Consider the following 16,052-nt stretch of genomic DNA (forward strand, 5'->3'; position numbering starts at 1 on the left):
CTCACGCTCCATCAGAAGGTCGATGACCTCCTGGCGGTCGCGCCTAGAGCGCTTCGGCGCCCGAAATGATTTCGATCAGTTCCTTGGTGATCTGCGCCTGCCGCTGGCGGTTATAGGTGATCGACAGTTTGTTGATCATGTCGCCGGCATTGCGCGTTGCATTGTCCATGGCGCTCATTTTGGCGCCCATCTCGCCGGCTGCGTTTTCGAGCAGCGCGCGGAAGACCTGGACCGAGATGTTGCGCGGAATGAGGTCGGTGAGGATCTCGCCCGGCTCCGGCTCGTATTCGTAGACGGCATTGCCACCGGCGGTCGCTTCGGCGGGAGCGGAAGCCACGCCGGCAGGAATGATCTGCTGCGCGGTCGGAATCTGGCTGATCACCGACTTGAACTGCGAATAAAACAGCGTGCAGATATCGAAGCCGCCTTCGCCGAACAGATGGATGATCTTACGGGCGATCGCATCGGCATTGACGAAGCCGAGCTTCTTGACATCGCGCAGGTCGACGCGGTCGATAATCAGCGAGGCATAGTCTCGGCGCAGAATGTCGAAACCCTTCTTGCCGACGCAGATGATCTTGACCTGCTTGCCGTCGGCCAGAAGCCGGCGGATATGGTCGCGGGCCAGACGTGCGATCTGCGAGTTGAAGCCGCCGCACAGGCCGCGCTCGGCGGTGCAGACGACGAGCAGATGCACATCGTCCTTGCCGGTGCCGGTCATCAGCGCCGGGGCATCGCCGCCGCCGCCGATCGCCTGCGTGATATTGGCCAGCACCGCACCCATCCGCTCGGAATAGGGACGCGCCGCCTCCGCTGCTTCCTGCGCGCGGCGCAGCTTCGCCGCGGCGACCATCTGCATCGCCTTGGTGATCTTCTGCGTCGCCTTGACCGAGGCGATACGGTTACGAAGGTCTTTTAATGAAGGCATGCTTCAAACCTGATCCCGAGCGTCCGGCTTCTTCTCAAGCGAAGGTCTTGGCGAAGGCGTCGATCTCGGCCTTCAGCTTGGCGCGCAGATCGTCCGACAGCGCCTTTTCCTTGCGGATGCCGTCCAGCACGTCCTTGCCGGCCGAGCGCATATGGCTGAGCAGGCCGTGCTCGAACTTGCCGACCTGGTTCAGCGCCAGCTTGTCGAGATAGCCGTTGACGCCGGCGAAGATCACCGTGACCTGCTCCTCGACCTTGAGGGGCGAGAACTGCGGCTGCTTCAACAGTTCGGTCAGGCGCGAGCCGCGGTTGAGCAGGCGCTGCGTGGCGGCGTCGAGATCGGAGCCGAACTGCGCGAACGCAGCCATTTCGCGGTACTGCGCGAGCTCGCCCTTGATCGAGCCGGCGACCTGCTTCATCGCCTTGATTTGCGCCGACGAACCGACGCGCGACACCGACAGGCCGACGTTGACCGCCGGACGGATGCCCTGGAAGAACAGGTTGGTTTCGAGGAAGATCTGGCCGTCGGTGATCGAGATCACGTTGGTCGGGATGTAGGCCGACACGTCGTTGGCCTGCGTCTCGATGATCGGCAGCGCGGTCAGCGAACCGCCACCCAGATCGTCGTTGAGCTTGGCGGCGCGCTCGAGCAGGCGCGAATGCAGGTAGAACACGTCGCCCGGATAGGCTTCGCGACCCGGCGGGCGGCGCAGCAAGAGCGACATCTGGCGATAGGCGACGGCCTGCTTCGACAGATCGTCATAGCTGATCAGCGCATGCATGCCGTTGTCGCGGAAATATTCGCCCATGGTGGCGCCGGTGAACGGCGCCAGGAACTGCATCGGCGCCGGATCGGAAGCTGTGGCGGCGACGATGATCGAATATTCAAGGGCGCCGCGCTCTTCGAGAACCTTCACGAACTGCGCGACCGTCGAGCGCTTCTGCCCGATGGCGACGTAGACGCAGTAGAGCTTTTCCTTTTCCGGCCCGTTGTCGTGCACGGCCTTCTGGTTGAGCATCGTGTCGAGGATGATCGCGGTCTTGCCGGTCTGGCGATCGCCGATGACCAGCTCGCGCTGGCCGCGGCCAACGGGGATCAGCGCATCGATGGCCTTGAGGCCGGTCGACATCGGCTCGTTGACCGACTTGCGCGGGATGATGCCTGGCGCCTTGACGTCGACGCGCTTGCGTTCGGTCGCCTTGATCGGGCCCTTGCCGTCGATCGGATTGCCTAGCGCGTCGACGACGCGGCCGAGCAGGCCCATGCCGACAGGCGTATCGACGATGGCGCCGGTGCGCTTGACGATGTCGCCTTCCTTGATGTCGCGGTCGGCGCCGAAGATGACGACGCCGACATTGTCGGCTTCGAGGTTGAGCGCCATGCCGCGGATGCCGCCGGGGAACTCGACCATTTCGCCGGCCTGGACATTGTCGAGGCCGTAGACGCGAGCGATACCGTCACCGACGGACAGCACCTGGCCGACTTCGGAGACCTCGGCCTCCTTGCCGAAATTCTTGATCTGGTCTTTGAGAATTGCGGAAATTTCCGCGGCGCGGATGTCCATCAGCCGACCTCTTTCAGTGCAAGCTTGAGCGAATTGAGTTTGGTTTTGAGCGACGTATCGATCTGGCGCGAGCCCATCTTGACCACCAGCCCGCCGAGCAGCGACGGATCGACGGTAACGGTGATGGCCACGTCCTTGCCGGCGACGCTTTTCAGCGCGGCCTTGAGTTCCGTCTGCTGGGCAGCCGTCAGTTCATGCGCCGAAGTGACCTCGGCTGATGTCTCACCGCGCTGTTCGGCAGAGATCCGGCGAAATGCCTTGATCATGCCGGGCACCGCGAAGAGCCGGCGGTTGCGGGCGACGACGCGCAGGAAATTGCCGGTCAGGCCGGTGATGCCGGCCTTGTCGGCGATCGACGCGATTGCCTTGGCCTGGTCCTCGCTGGAGAACACCGGGCTGTTGATGAGGCGCGTCAGGTCGGCGCTGTCATCCAGCATCTTGGCGAAACTGTTGAGGTCGGCCTCGACCTTGGCCACCGAATTCGACTGCAGCGCAAGTTCGAACAGCGAACCCGCGTAACGTTCTGCGACACCTGAGATTGGCGATGACGATTGAGCCACGGACCGTCTTTTCTCTTGTCTGAGGGGCCGCAGATTGTTGGCGCGAGCAAAAACTCTGGCTAAATCTTTGACCTTACTAAGTTTTTCCAAGCACGGAGGCGCGGCTTCCGCTATCCCCGGCCGAAAGTCGATTGCCGTCTAGCACAGGCATTTTAAGACCGCAATGCGTCGTCCCGCATGCTTTTCGGGCACTATTGTCGCATCCGGCCGCAGAGTTCAACCGAAGCCTTTGGATTGGCTGCCGATTCAGGGCAGAAAGCCGAAGACGAAGGCAAGCGGCAACGCGGCCAGGACGAGTTCGACGACGATCGACGCCCAGTTGAAAGGCGTGTTGGCGCCGTCCGACATCATCGACAGCAAACGGCCAAAAGCGGTGAACAGCCAGGAAAAGCCGAGTGCCATATAGAGCCACGGCTGCGCCAACAGAATGCAGCACAGGCTGACGCCGAGATAAAAGCCCGACATGCGGCCGCGCCCTTCCGCGATTGCCGCTGCCCTTTCGGGCCGGACCTGCAGCCGCAGAATCCGAAATGCCAGCCCTGGCGCGAGGAAAAACAGCAGACCGAGCGCCAAGGTGACGACGGCGCTGGACCAAGCCAGCCATTCGCCCTGGCTGGTCGGCCACGGAAACGCAAATTCCATCTTGCTTTCATCCCCTCACAGCAATGCCGGATGTATTGAATGTCGCTGCAAAAAGAAGTCAAGCGCGCGGCAGTTTTGGCACGCAATTCGTGAAGGAGCGGAAGGCTGTTTAGGCCGCGCGCGCGTCCGCCCAGCATCGTGGCCAACCTGTATTATCAGGCGACGCCTCCCTCCTATCTGCAGGACCGGTTTTGCACAGCCAAAGGCCCCGACACCGATCGCCTTTATTTCCTGACCAGGTACCTCAATCTGGCCGGCACGGAAGCAGATCGATGGAAGCTGCAAGTTGTCGGCAGCGGCAATGTCACCGTGGCCGCCCAGCCCTGATCTCTGTTTTGGCCCTTCAGGGCAGCATGAATGCGACCGCCGCCTCGGCATGGATGCGCGTGGTGTCGAACACCGGAATGTCGAAATCGCGCTGGCCAATTAACATGGTGATCTCGGTGCAGCCCATGATGACGCCATCGATCTTCTCATCGCGCCGCAGACGGGCGACCTCGTCGATATAGGCCGCCTTCGATGCCGCGCTGACGATGCCCCGGCAGAGCTCGTCGTAGATTACCTGGTGCACCATGTCGCGCCCGGCCTGTCCGGCACCACGGGCTGCAGCCCGTATTTCTCCGTCAGCCGGCCCTTGTAGAAATCCTGCTCCATGGTGAAGCGGGTCGCCAGCAGCGCCGGCCGCTTGACGCCGGCGCCCTTGACCGCGACGGCCGTGGCGTCGGCAATGTGGATAAGCGGGATCGACACCGCCGCCTGCACCCGGTCGGCGAGCTTGTGCATGGTGTTGGTGCAGATCAAAAGCCCCTCTGCGCCGCCCGCCTCCAGCTTGCGCGCCGCATTCGCCAGCAGCACGCCCGCACTGTCCCAGTCGCCATGATGCTGCCGGTCGGCGATTTCGGCGAAGTCGAAGGAATAGAGCAACAGCTTTGCCGAATGCAGCCCGCTCAGCCGCTCGCGCACGATCTCGTTGAGCAGGCGATAATAAATCGCCGTCGATTCCCAGCTCATGCCGCCGATGAGGCCAATGGTTTTCATGCGCTGAGCCTCCAGCAGGACCGAACGATCTCTCTCACAGAAAAGCTTTACGGGTCGATGTCAACCTTAACGCGCGCCGTACCACGCTCTTCGGCCCGCCTCCACAAACATCACCGCGCGCCCGATTCGGTCATCCTCGCATTGGCGCCGAGATGATGCAGGCTTTGTATCGTGTGCCTTGAACTCCAGGCAACCGGCGGATCGGTCAGATCGAGATCGAACTGTGCCCGCCCGAGCAGCGAATTGACGATCTTGGCGCTGCGCCAAGCCATCAGGCTGAGCTGCGGCTCGGCTATGCCATGGCTGAGCCGGCCGGCATTGAGCGCGTAGATCCGGCGGTCGTCGGGCCCGTCCCATTCGACCTCGAAGCTGGCGTTGAGCCTGTAATGACCGCGCTCGTCCAGCGCGATCCTGTTCATGAGCGGCGCCATGCAATCAGGAATGGCAAAGGCATAGCCGGTGGCCAGAACCACCGCATCGACGGTGCGCGTCTCGATGGCGCCGTCGAAGCCGTTGCGCATGATCAGCCGGTATTCGCTGCCTTCCCGCGTCACGTTCAGCACTTCGCGGTGCGGCGTCATGTTGACCGCCGTCGCTTCCTCCGAGAGGTGCCGCAGCGTGTAAAGCTGGCGATAGATCGCCTTCAGTGTGCTCGTCGATGCGCCGTCACCGGCAAGCAGTTGCTGTTCCAGGATCGTCTCACGCCGCCCTTGCGGCAGCCGATGGAAGCTTTCGACATAGCCCGGCGTGAAGAGTTCGTCGGTGAAAGGCGAGTCGTCCAGTGGCAGGAAATTCGGCCGCATCGAGATCCACTCGATTTCGCGGCCGGCGAAGCGGTCGGAGGAGATCAGATGCAGAAGCACTTCGGCGCCGCTCTGGCCACCGCCGATCACGGCGACACGCTGTCCGCTCAGGCGATCGAGGCGGTTGGCGGCCTGGGCGTTGTGGAAGCATTGATCGGATGCCGCCGCCCGCGCCCAGGCGGGGATGTTGGGCACCAGCCCGACGGCAATGGCGAGATTGCGCGCGTTCACCTGCTCGCGGCCGATACGCAGCCTGAAATTCGTTCCGTCGAAGTCGATCCGGTCGACGGCGCTGGCGAAGCGCAGCGAAGACAAGTTCTCGCCGACCCATCCGAGATAGCGGGCGAATTCCGGCCGCGGGATGGCTGAGAAATCCGCGTTGAGGAATTCATAGAACCGCTTCTGCGCGACCAGATAGGACATGAACGACCATGGGCTGGTCGGATGCGTCGCGGTGACGAGATCCTTGAGGAAGGATGTCTGCAGTTCGACGCCCGGCAGCATCATGCCCGGGTGCCATTCGAGCCGCGTCGCCCGATCGAAGAAGCGCGCTTCGACGCCGTCCACCGCATCGAGATGGGCGGCGAGGCTGAGATTGAACGGCCCGATGCCGATGCCTGCGAGGTCAAGCGTATGGGTCATGGCGAACTCCTTATGGAGCTGGCTGGGCTGATGGGAGATCGCCGGGCTGACTCGGGGTTAAGCGGATTGTCGAGCGGTGTGCCAAGGTCGGGCAGAGGGCGTTCGCCGCTGTCGCCGTAGCCGATGGCGAAGCGCACCTTGTTGATGGCGATGCGTGGGATCTTCGGAGCAAACAGATCGAAGAGCGCGAACCGTTCCGACAGATCCGGGTTCTGCGCCTGGTAGCGCCGGATGGCGCCGGCCAGGATGGCGTAGAAAGTCCTCTCGTCGAAGCGGTCATAGGCGGCCAGCGCCTCGGACAGGAAACGCAGAACGCTGACGATGTGTCCCGTTTGCAGATGCTGGAGAAGATGTGCCGGGGGCCGGCGCTTCAGCGTCGACAGGATTTTGGGGTCGAGGCCGGCCAGTTCGGGAAACGGCTGGTCGACGAGATCGAGGTCGCCCTGGAAATCCTTGACCGCCACGCCGAGAGGCGCCGCTCCGTCGAGGATGATGGTGACGTTCTGGCCATGGGCGATGAAGCCGAGGCCGTAACGGCACATGAAGTGGTAGAGCGGCACGAAGGCCGTGGAGAACAGGCGATCGAGCCATGCCTCCGGACCAAGGCCGGACTGCTCCATCAGGGCGCTGGCGATCGGCCTGCCATGGGCGTCGCGCTGCGGCAGGGCGCCCATTATCATCGGCCGCTGGCCCGCTGTCAGATCCTTTTCGGGGCTTTCGCGCCATATGGCGCCCAGCATCTCGCAAAACTGATAGGGCGCACCTTCAACGCCGGTATAGTGCGGATGCGGATAGAAGGCGCCGGCGACTTCCTTCAGCACCTTGACGTCCTTGAGCACCGGGTCCGCGGCCGCCACCGTGGCCAGCCAGCGCGACAGATCGGCGCCGATCGCCATGTATTTGCCCGGCACGCCGCGCCACGCTGAGGTGTTGAGGACGGTCAGCGGCAGCTTGACGTGCAGCGCCTCGGGCCGCGCCACATTGGCAAGAGTGCGCAGCGACTGCAGGGGCAGGAACGGATCGCCGAACTGGCCAAGCGGCACCAGCCGGCCGGCGGCGATCTCGCTACCATATTGCGAGGCGATCATCGCCTGCCACTGCCAGGGGTGGACCGGCAGCAGCCTATGCGTCGATCGCGAGATCCCGGCGGCGCTGAAAGCCGCTTCGAGCCTTGCGCGCTCGTAGTCGCCGAGTGCGGCCTGCAGCAGCGCCTCTTCGTCGAGCCCGCAGTCAAGCGCCAGCAGGCAGCGATCGCTGGCGGCGGCAAGCCAGAAGAGCTGGAATGCGGCAGCCGATTCTGGCGCGTAGCGCTCGAAGTCGTCCCGTCCCCAGCCGAGCCGGCCCTTGTTGGCGGGCGCCTTCGGATGGCCGTCGAGCAATGCCTGCAACTCGGTATCCGGCAGCGCGGCTAGTTCGGCGGCTGGTCGATTGCCGCGGGCTTTGGCGATCCGCATGTCGGCCATCAGCGTGTTGTAAAGCTCCTTCGCATAGGTGCAGAATGTTGCCGGCGGCATGCCGAGCGTCTCGCGCGCGTCGGCGAAGAAGGCGACCGCATCGTCGACCGGCAGCTCGATGCCGGCATCGCGGGTCAGCGTCTCCGGACGGACGGCGATCTGACCCCACAGGCGCCGCGTCGCGGCAAAGCGATAGGTCACGCCGGGGCCGAGCGTCAGTTTCCATCGGCCGGGCGAAAGCTCGCGGGGCGACAGGCACTCCTCGAAGGTCAGTTCGGAAATGGCCTTGGCGACGGCATCGCGGTTGATCGCGGCCCAGCGTGTCGCCTCGCCCGCTTTGGCAATCGGTTGCTGCACCGTCACAGCGGCACCTCGCGGAAGAAGCGTTCCCGCTCGCAGCAGACCAGTGCCGCGCGCTTGTGCGGGAAGTCGAACTCCTTGACTTTGTCGTAGGCGGCGCCGGCGCAATAGCTCAGCATCTTCTGGTGCGCTGCGCGTGGCTCGCCGACGACGCGCTGCGTGCGCGGCTCGTCGAGGAACAGATAGTGGGTGACGGAACGGAACAGAGCCAGCGTCTTCGGCCGGCCGAGATGGCGCGTATTGCCGATCAGCCCATGCCAGCCGCGATCCCAGTCGAGTGGCTCGTAATAAGGCCCGAGCCGGTCCTCCTTGGCCCAGTAGAACTCGAAATAGCCGGTCGGCTCCCCATCGAAGCTGGCGATGACGCCGAAGATGTGCGGATCGCTTTCCTGCTCGGCGAGATATTTGTCGAGCTCTTCATGGCTCTGGGCAAGTTCCCAGAAGAAGGCGACACGGCCATCGTTCATCCAGCGATGGAAGAGGTCGAGATCGGTCCGGCGGTCGATCGGGCGCAGCGACACGGTGAGACCGATCTCCGGAATCCAGCGTTCGTACATCGGGCCGCAGGGGCGCGGTTGGCGCAATGGCGGCAGCCGGTCTTCCGGGCCGATAGCGGTCGTCAATGCCGGATAGGTGACATGCGAGGCCTGGCTGCGCCACAGCAGCGGCAGCTGGCGCAGGACCGAGCGATGGATGACGGCGCATTCCGGTTCACCCGGAACCGTCTCGGTGGCCAGCGCCGAAACCGGCCACAGCGTCTTGGCCGCCGGCAGGAAGGCGCAGTCGAAGGAAGGATGCAGGCGCAGCACGGCGTCGACGAGACCTGCCAGGATTTGCGGTTGGTCGAGGCGACCGCCAATAAACGCGACATCGTCGATGAGCAGGCGGCCATCCGCGTCGGAGATGCGGGCCTGTCCCACCCCTGTTCCCTCAGCGTTGACCAGGCTGACATGGCCATCGCCGGCACGGATGGCGAGCGGCTCCGCGGCCGAGGCCAGATGCTGCCATCCTTCGTTGCCGGCGACGGTGGCGGGTGACCAGTTTTTCGCAGCCTCGATGTTCATGCGTATTCTCTCACATGCAGGGGGTTCGGAAGCTCGACGTAACCTGCCAGCGGGTCGGTCACTTCGGTGTTCTCATTGATGTCGCGCAGCGCGATCAGGAAATTGCCCTTGGCGGCGAGCGTCGGCGCGTTGAGCAAATAGTCGACGCAGGACCGGTCAGCCATCGGCGTGGCGGCCAGCCGCTCGAGCGAGCGGCGGAATATCGCCAGCAGATCGTCTTCGTTGGTAAGGCCAGCGGCGGCAAGGGCTGCGACGGCGGCGAAAGCGCCATTGACGACCAGATAGTAGCCGAACAGCTTCGCGGCCGCTTCCGCTGGGAAGACATGATCGCCCGCCTGACCGGCCTCGGGCACGAATTCGCGCAGCCTGGGCAGGAATTCCTCGACATAACCAGTGCCCTGGCAGTCGCGAAAATAGAGCGCATTCGGCCAGCCTCCGGAAAGACCGACGACGAGGTTCTGCTGATGGGCGCCGAACAGCAGGCCTAATTCCGAGAAGGCAACGATAAACGGCTCGATGGCAGCATGAAGGAAACGCTCGAACCACAAACGCGCCGTTTCCTCGACAGGTCGCTTCTCGTCGCGGGCGATACGGTGGACCAGGTCGGACAGATGGCTTTCGGTACGGCCGGGATGGCGCTCGCAAAGCGCGCCGAGAACGGCAGCCGGCGGATTGCCCGTGCCGCGAAACGGGTTTTCGCGAAACGAGACAATGGTATCCGTCATCAGCCGGCCGTCTTCGTCACGCAGGCCGAACCAGGCGGGCTCACCCAGCACCGTCATGGTTGGGCAGCGGCTCTGCAAGGCGCCGCCGAGCTTGCCCTTGACCAGCCGGTGCACCGAAAGGCCGCGCCGGCACTCATGCTCCTCGACGATGCGCCTGGAATTAGTCAGGCGCAGGCTGAGCGAGAATTTCAGCATCCACTCGGCTTCAGCTGAATGAACCGTGCGCAGCGAGGTCGTGGCCCGCCACGCTGGTCCGCCGAGCCCAACATCGACGATACGGCCGGCGCAAAACAGGCGCTCGACGCGGTCTTCCAGCATGAGCCGTACGGCCTGCCACGGATGCATCGGAACGAGAACCTTGCCCTGTTGCTTGCCAGCCCGAGCAAGCAGCTGCGGATCGCTGGCGGCAAGCCCGCGGACCATCTCGGTGACATCTAGCGGCTCGACGCTGCCCCCAGTGAGGATGGTCGGGTCGACGGCCCACCAGCGCAGTTTGAACGCATTGCAGTATTCATGCCCGAAGCGCGCGGAATCCGTGTGCGTGAACTCTTCGCGACTCATCGGCGCCGGATGCACGGCATGGCCGAAGCGCAGGGCGCTTTCGGCATCGATGAAATCAGGATCGCCTTCGGAGAAGGGCCGCGACGATCCACGCGCCGCAGTCGCGTCAGCGATTGCGGCGATGCTGGCCAGGCTGCGGCGCAGGAAGGTCAGTCGGCTTTTCGCTGTCGCCCGGCCGGCAATGTCGGGATCCGCCAGGATCAGCGCCAAAAGGCTGAAAAGGTCGATCTCGGACGCCTCGCCATCGGCCCCCTCGCTACTAATATCGAGGCGCCAGAGCGGCATCGCGAAATCGTGGTAACCAACCTTCGAGCGATGCCGCGCCTCGACGAGCACCGCCGCGCGCGAGGCAGGGAAATTCAGACGCAGCACGGCCGCCTGCGGCCGAAACAGCCCGGTTTGGCTGGCGTCGACGAATTCCCAGCCATCCCATTCCCGCAGCAACGCGTTGAGGAACGGGCTTAATGCAGAGGAAGATTCTGGTTTTACTTGTTCCATGTGCATCCTCATAAATCCACACAATACTGTAGTATTATATCTTATAGGCTGTGGTTATTAGAACATTTCTGTTGATTATTTATTCTAACCAGGAAATAAGCTTCGCGTTATGACGACCAGTATGAAAAATCGATCTTCGCTTCTTCGCCGCCTGGCGATCGCGGTCTCGGCAATCGGCTTCGGCCAGTCGGCCTTCGTATCGCTCGTTCCCCTGGTGATGGAGCGGCTGAGGCTCGACACGTTTGCTATCGGCGCGGCAACTGCTGTCGGCGCGGCGGCCTTTCTGGTCGGCTCGCCGCTGTGGGGTCGCATGGGCGAGCGGCTTGGCCATGCCAGGCTGCTGCGCTTGCTCGGCCTCGCCATGCTGGCCGGCCAGGCGGTGTTCGCCATTCTGCTGATAGCCGGCACGGGAGCCGCGCTGGGCATCGCTTTGCTGATGCTTTCGCGAACCGTGTACGGTTTTGCCGCGTCCGGCGTCATGCCGACGGCGCAGGTCTGGGCCAGCCGCTCGGTTGCCGATGACAGGCGACAGGCCGCGCTGGGACTGCTTGGCGCCGGCGTCAGCATGGGGCGGCTGGCCGGCGCACTGGCGGCAACGGCTGCCGTCCTGTCGCCGCTGCTGCCGCCCATCCTGTTCCTGTTCAGCCCGCTGTTGCTGTGGCTCGCGCGGGGCAAAGGGGAAGCCGGCGGACGGACCGACGGCAGGGCGGCCGACGTCGGCCGTGGAATATCGCCCTTCGATCGCCGCGCTCTGCCTTGCCTGGCGATGGGCTTGTGCCTGACGCTCGGCTTCGGACAGGTGCAGATGATGCTCGGCCCGATGACCCAGCAGCGTTTTGGCCTTGGTGCGACGCAGGCCACGACGTTGACCGGCCTGGCCCTGATGCTGGTCGCCGTCGTCATGGTTCTGGTCCAGGGACTGCTCATGGCGCGCCTGCGGCTGGCGGAGCGCAACAGCGTCATCGTCGGCTGTCTCATGGTTTGCGTCGGCATGACGGCGCTGGCCGTCACGGCCAGCCATGTTGCCTCGGCAGCGTCTCTGGTGGTGGCAGCGGCCGGCATTGCCCTGGCTACACCCGGCTACACCGCCTGGCTGATGAAGCGCCTGGAGCCCGGCGAGCAGGGCGCGGCGGCCGGCTGGCTCACCAGCACCCATGTGCTCGGCCAGAGCATCGGCGCATTGGCCGGCGGCTTCGCCTTCACGCTCTGGCCCTTTGCGCCGCTGGCCGGCTGCGCGGCGCTGGCTCTGGCCGCCGCCGGTCTTGCAGCCATGGTTCATAAGCACTAGCGAACCCGCGCTCATTCGGCGACCTCCGGCAGCGGCATCGGCGTTCCTGGCTGGGTCTTTGCGGCATCGGCGAAATGGGCATTCAGCATGCGATAGGTCGCCACCACGGCGATGCCCGACAGCACTGTCGCCAGGGTGAACAACGCGGAGTAGCCGAGCATGTCGGCAAGGCGGCCGGCAAGCATGGAGCCGACGAGGTAGACGATGAGCTGGGCGCAGGACAGGATGGTGAAATCGGTGCCGGGTTGGTCCGACGACGTGACGGACATGAACAGGCTGTAGAGCGCCACGATCTCCATGTAGCGCACCAGCGTCTGCAGGAACGAGGCGCCGAAGATCGGCCAGAAGCCGGCGATAGCGCCGAAAGCGTGCAGCGCGAAGATCAGGAAGCAGATGGTTCGCAGCGCGCCGAGCAGGCCGAGCACCGAGGCGGCGCCCCTTTTGTGCAGCAGCCACGCCGCCAGCGCCGAGCCGCCGAGCCCGACGGTGAGCGCGGCACCGCCCGAGAGATAACCGATGATATCGAGCGGCACGCCGGCATCGACGAGATAGGAGCCTTCCATCGACTTCACCAGCCCCTCGCTGGCGCGGTAGATGAGCGCGATCCACAGGATCTGGCGTGCCTCCGGCCGGCGCAGAAAGCGCAGGATCGAGGGGCGGTCGATGGCCGCCTGCGGCGCGCTGGCGACGGGATCGGTCTCGCGCATGGCGAAGGCGGCGACCAGCGGGATGATGGACAGCGCGGCCACCATGGCCACCATGGTTTGCCAGCCGGCATGATGATAAGCCAACAGGCCGAGCGTGCCGCCGAGAACGACGCCGAGCGCGACGGCGCCGCCCTGGATCGCATTGCCGATCGGCCTGTCCTTCGGGTCGAGATATTTGGCCGCGTAGCCGTCGGTGGCGATGTCCTGGGTCGACATCAACAGGCTCACGACAAGGCCGACGGCAAAGATACCGGCGACATCGGTCGGCTCGATCCAAAGCATGGCGGCGATGCCGGCGATGACGCCGATCTGGGTGATGATGACCCAGCCGGCGCGATGGGCGCGGGCCATTGGCCGAAAGCGGTCGACCAGCGGCGCCCATAGGAATTTCAGCACCAGCGGCAGCATCAGCAGCGCCATCGAGCCAATGGCGGTGCGCGACACGCCCTGCTCGCGCAGGATCGGCGGGATCGCCGCGGCAAACAGATAGCTCGGGATGGCCTGCGCCAGATAAAGGCAGGCGAGAACGACGAAAAGCCGCAGGCGCGAAAGCCCGGCGGGCGCCGGCCGGTCTGCGTCGGCGCTCATTTGACATAGTCCTTCGGTGCGTAACCGTTCAGGAAGGCGCCGGCCTCCGCCCGGCTGCGGGTGACGAGCACTGGAAAGCCGAACAGGCTTTGCCAGACGCGCTGCATGTTCTCGTCGGCGGCGGGGCGCACCAGCGCACAGGCGCGGCAGGCTTTTTCGAGCTGCTCGCGTTCCGCCTTGTACCAGAGGTTTTGCGCCTTGCGCTGGGCGTCGCTCAGCGCGATCTCGATGCGGATATCGACCAGGAGCACGAACGGCTCCCGTTCCTGCGAAAGGCGGCCGAGCGCCTCGATATAGCGCGCGCCATCCGCCGGATCGGCTGGCGCTTCTGCCAGCAGCGAGACCAATGCACCGTTTCGTTGGAGAGACACCGCCACCGCCGCCCCTCAGAATGTGATCTGGTAGGACAACGCAACCGAACGTCCCAGACCCGGAACGTCGGCGCCGCGGGTCGCCGATGCGGAAGGGTTGATGTAGTAGGTGTCGAACACATTGCGCACGGCAAGGTTCAGCACGCTTTCATTGCCGAACGTCTTCGAGACGGCGAGATTGACCAGTGCTGCACCGTCCAGTTCCTGGGTGGCGATGCGGTCGCGTCCGGAAAACAGCTCCAACTCGCTGCGCAGGGTCAGCTCGTTCTCGAAACGGGTGGTGAGATAGACCAGGCCCTTGTAGGTCGAGGGGACACGGTTGTTCGGCAGATACTCGTTCGCTTCGATGTGGCCGTCGCGATCCGCGTCGTATTTGCCTTCGACATAGCCGACCGATCCGCCCAGCGTAAACATGCCGCTGAGGTCTGCCTCGAGATTGGCTTCGACGCCCCAGATACGTTCCTTCTGCTGCGACACCCGGTTGTTGACGATGTCGTAGCTGACGCCGTTGTCCGAGGTCGACAGATAGGTGCTGACGCCGCCGCGATAGTCGCCCCAATCGCCGCGCAGACCGGCTTCCCAGGTGTTCACCAGCTGGGGTTCAGGCGCGATATCGGCATAGCTGATCGCGTAATCCGGCGCGTTGGTGCACGGCAGCAGCGGCCGGATGGCGGTGCCATAGGCGTCGCAGGTTTCGGCGTTGGAGTTCAACCCGGCCCGGCGGGTGAAGCCGCCAATGTCGGTCAGGCTGTAGCCTTGCGAGAAATTGCCGAAAAGCTGCATCCTTTCGGTCAGATCGTAGACGGCGCCGGCGTTGAAGGTGACGGCGTCGTAGTCGAACGAGCCGCCGGTCACCCGGATCGCCGGCAGGCCGATAATGTTGCGGCCTAGCAGAACGGCAGCGGCAGGCCGGGTGAAGTCTTCAACGTTGAGATAAAACTGGTCGTAGCGCGCGCCGCCGCTGATGCGAAAGCGATCCGTCACCGGAATTTCGCCCTGCGCAAACAAGGCAACCGAGTTCTGGGTCGTGGGCGAGATGGCGTCCTGGCCGTTGGTCAGCTGCTGATCGGTGGCATCGAAAACGTAGTCGGCGCCCCAGGTCAGCGTGCTGCCCTGAGTGATAAAGTCCATCGGCGTGTTGACAGTCAGATTGACGCCGCTGCGCCGCGATTGCAGCGCCGTCTGGTTGAAGTCGGCGGTCGGGTCCGTACCCGGCGGCAGGATCACCGGCCGCGTCGGGTTCGTCGGTAAATACACCTGGCTGTTGACGGCCGAGAATTTGGTAAAGGGCGACTGCTTGAAGATGTCGTTGTAGAACGCCTTGACCTCGAGGTTTCCGAGCGCGAAGTCGCTGTCGGTGTATTTGGCGGTCAGATATTTCGAATCTTCCTTCAGCGGCTTGCCTTCATAGGGATCGCCGAAATCCGGGGAGACGGGATTGGTCGTGTAATCGGTGAACCAGTCCGGCTTCTGGTTGGCATAGGTCCAGTCGACGCTGGCCTCGAAGCGCCTGGAATCGAACTGGTAGCCGGCCACGCCGAACAGATTGCCCGTGCCGGTGCGGTCGCCGCCGCCTTGGCCAAGCATGGCGTCCGAAGCCACCTCGTTGCCGTGGCCGTCATAGGTGCGACGCGACAGATCGCCGGACGCCGAGAAGAAATAGTCGAAATCGCCTTTCTTGCCCTCGACCGAGACGCTGGTGCTGGGCCCGGCCGATTTGCCGGGATTCTCGGTGAAGGCGGTGACGCCGGTGCGCACCGTCACCTTCGGCTTGTCGCTGTCGCCGCGCTTGGTGATGAAGTTGATCGTGCCGCCGGTGGCGCCGGCACCATAAAGGCTGGACGCGCCATTGATGACTTCGATGCGCTCGACCGAATTCAGGTCGATCATCGACAGGATGCGTGAGACGTCCCGCAGCGGTGTGTTGCGCGGCACACCGTCGACCATGATGAGAACGCTGCGCCCGCGGAAGGTTTCCGAAGCGCCGGAAATGGTCTGGTTGCGTGGCGCGTAGCCGGGGACGATGCGGCTGATCAGGGTCGCGGCGTCGATATTTTCCTGCGTGGCTTCCTTGACCTGTTCCTGTTCCACGACCTGGACAGACTGAGCGACGCTGGAAATCGACCTTTCATTGCGGCCGGTGACCAGTATCTGATCGAGCACGGTGGCTCCCTGCTGGTCCGTCGGAGCGGCTTCCTGGGCAAATGCCGCGCCTGCCATAATCGACGAACCCAAAGCCGATGACCAAAGAAGCGTACT

At 64.1% G+C, this 16,052-nt stretch carries 13 protein-coding genes and 1 pseudogene; 2 read left to right on the forward strand and 12 right to left on the reverse strand.

Features of this window, described 5'->3' with window-relative positions; all coding sequences use genetic code 11:
- Positions 1–43: 43 nt before the first annotated feature.
- From NKJ80_RS12865 to NKJ80_RS12880, 4 genes are all read right to left on the reverse strand, one after another.
- Positions 44–928: a F0F1 ATP synthase subunit gamma gene (locus NKJ80_RS12865; RefSeq protein ID WP_023668672.1), complete on the reverse strand. Its 885-nt coding sequence runs from the start codon at positions 926–928 to the stop codon at positions 44–46.
- A 34-nt stretch (positions 929–962) separates the two neighbouring features.
- Entirely contained in the window at positions 963–2,492 is a 1,530-nt protein-coding gene (gene atpA, locus NKJ80_RS12870) for a F0F1 ATP synthase subunit alpha (protein ID WP_023684101.1), read from the reverse strand.
- Positions 2,492–3,052: a F0F1 ATP synthase subunit delta gene (locus tag NKJ80_RS12875; protein WP_023700226.1), complete on the reverse strand. Its 561-nt coding sequence runs from the start codon at positions 3,050–3,052 to the stop codon at positions 2,492–2,494. The genes atpA and NKJ80_RS12875 overlap by 1 nt, the downstream gene beginning before the upstream one ends.
- Positions 3,053–3,298: 246 nt before the next feature.
- Positions 3,299–3,694 carry an AGROH133_08824 family phage infection protein gene (locus NKJ80_RS12880; protein WP_023684099.1) on the reverse strand — a complete coding sequence of 132 codons (396 nt, stop codon included), beginning with the start codon at positions 3,692–3,694 and terminating at the stop codon, positions 3,299–3,301.
- Positions 3,695–3,832: 138 nt separating this feature from the next.
- Between NKJ80_RS12880 and NKJ80_RS12885 the strand changes: the two genes are divergently transcribed.
- A complete protein-coding gene (locus NKJ80_RS12885; RefSeq protein WP_352497659.1) occupies positions 3,833–4,021 on the forward strand; it encodes a hypothetical protein in 189 nt (62 codons plus the stop codon).
- 16 nt (positions 4,022–4,037) lie between these two features.
- On the opposite strand, the pseudogene NKJ80_RS12890 reads toward NKJ80_RS12885, so the two are convergent.
- The 5 genes and pseudogenes from NKJ80_RS12890 to NKJ80_RS12910 all read right to left on the reverse strand — a co-directional run bounded on the left by NKJ80_RS12890 (position 4,038) and on the right by NKJ80_RS12910 (position 10,839).
- Positions 4,038–4,732 (reverse strand): annotated as a pseudogene (locus NKJ80_RS12890) (aspartate/glutamate racemase family protein).
- 110 nt (positions 4,733–4,842) lie between these two features.
- Positions 4,843–6,177 (reverse strand): lysine N(6)-hydroxylase/L-ornithine N(5)-oxygenase family protein, encoded by a 1,335-nt coding sequence (locus tag NKJ80_RS12895; RefSeq protein ID WP_352497660.1) that lies wholly within the window; start codon positions 6,175–6,177, stop codon positions 4,843–4,845.
- Complete coding sequence (locus NKJ80_RS12900; RefSeq protein WP_352497661.1) at positions 6,174–7,994, reverse strand: IucA/IucC family protein; 1,821 nt, start codon at positions 7,992–7,994, stop codon at positions 6,174–6,176. Before NKJ80_RS12900 ends, NKJ80_RS12895 begins: the two co-directional genes overlap by 4 nt.
- Positions 7,991–9,055, reverse strand: coding sequence for a GNAT family N-acetyltransferase (locus tag NKJ80_RS12905; RefSeq protein WP_352497662.1), 1,065 nt, complete (start codon positions 9,053–9,055; stop codon positions 7,991–7,993). Before NKJ80_RS12905 ends, NKJ80_RS12900 begins: the two co-directional genes overlap by 4 nt.
- Positions 9,052–10,839, reverse strand: a complete 1,788-nt coding sequence (locus tag NKJ80_RS12910; protein WP_352497664.1) for an IucA/IucC family protein — start codon at positions 10,837–10,839, stop codon at positions 9,052–9,054. Before NKJ80_RS12910 ends, NKJ80_RS12905 begins: the two co-directional genes overlap by 4 nt.
- A 121-nt stretch (positions 10,840–10,960) precedes the next feature.
- Here NKJ80_RS12910 and NKJ80_RS12915 point away from each other — a divergent pair, with 121 nt between their 5' ends.
- On the forward strand, positions 10,961–12,127 hold the full coding sequence (locus tag NKJ80_RS12915; RefSeq protein ID WP_352497665.1) for an MFS transporter: 1,167 nt from the start codon (positions 10,961–10,963) through the stop codon (positions 12,125–12,127).
- An 11-nt stretch (positions 12,128–12,138) separates the two neighbouring features.
- On the opposite strand, the gene NKJ80_RS12920 is transcribed toward NKJ80_RS12915, so the two are convergent.
- The 3 genes from NKJ80_RS12920 to NKJ80_RS12930 are packed head-to-tail and all read right to left on the reverse strand — an operon-like array spanning position 12,139 to position 16,013.
- Positions 12,139–13,422, reverse strand: coding sequence for an MFS transporter (locus tag NKJ80_RS12920; protein WP_352497666.1), 1,284 nt, complete (start codon positions 13,420–13,422; stop codon positions 12,139–12,141).
- Entirely contained in the window at positions 13,419–13,793 is a 375-nt protein-coding gene (locus NKJ80_RS12925) for a hypothetical protein (protein WP_155923829.1), read from the reverse strand. The genes NKJ80_RS12920 and NKJ80_RS12925 overlap by 4 nt, the downstream gene beginning before the upstream one ends.
- A 15-nt stretch (positions 13,794–13,808) precedes the next feature.
- Complete coding sequence (locus tag NKJ80_RS12930) at positions 13,809–16,013, reverse strand: TonB-dependent receptor (RefSeq protein WP_352497667.1); 2,205 nt, start codon at positions 16,011–16,013, stop codon at positions 13,809–13,811.
- Positions 16,014–16,052 lie beyond the last annotated feature (39 nt).

The organism is Mesorhizobium sp. M0030 (assembly GCF_040323695.1).
GTDB lineage: Bacteria > Pseudomonadota > Alphaproteobacteria > Rhizobiales > Rhizobiaceae > Mesorhizobium.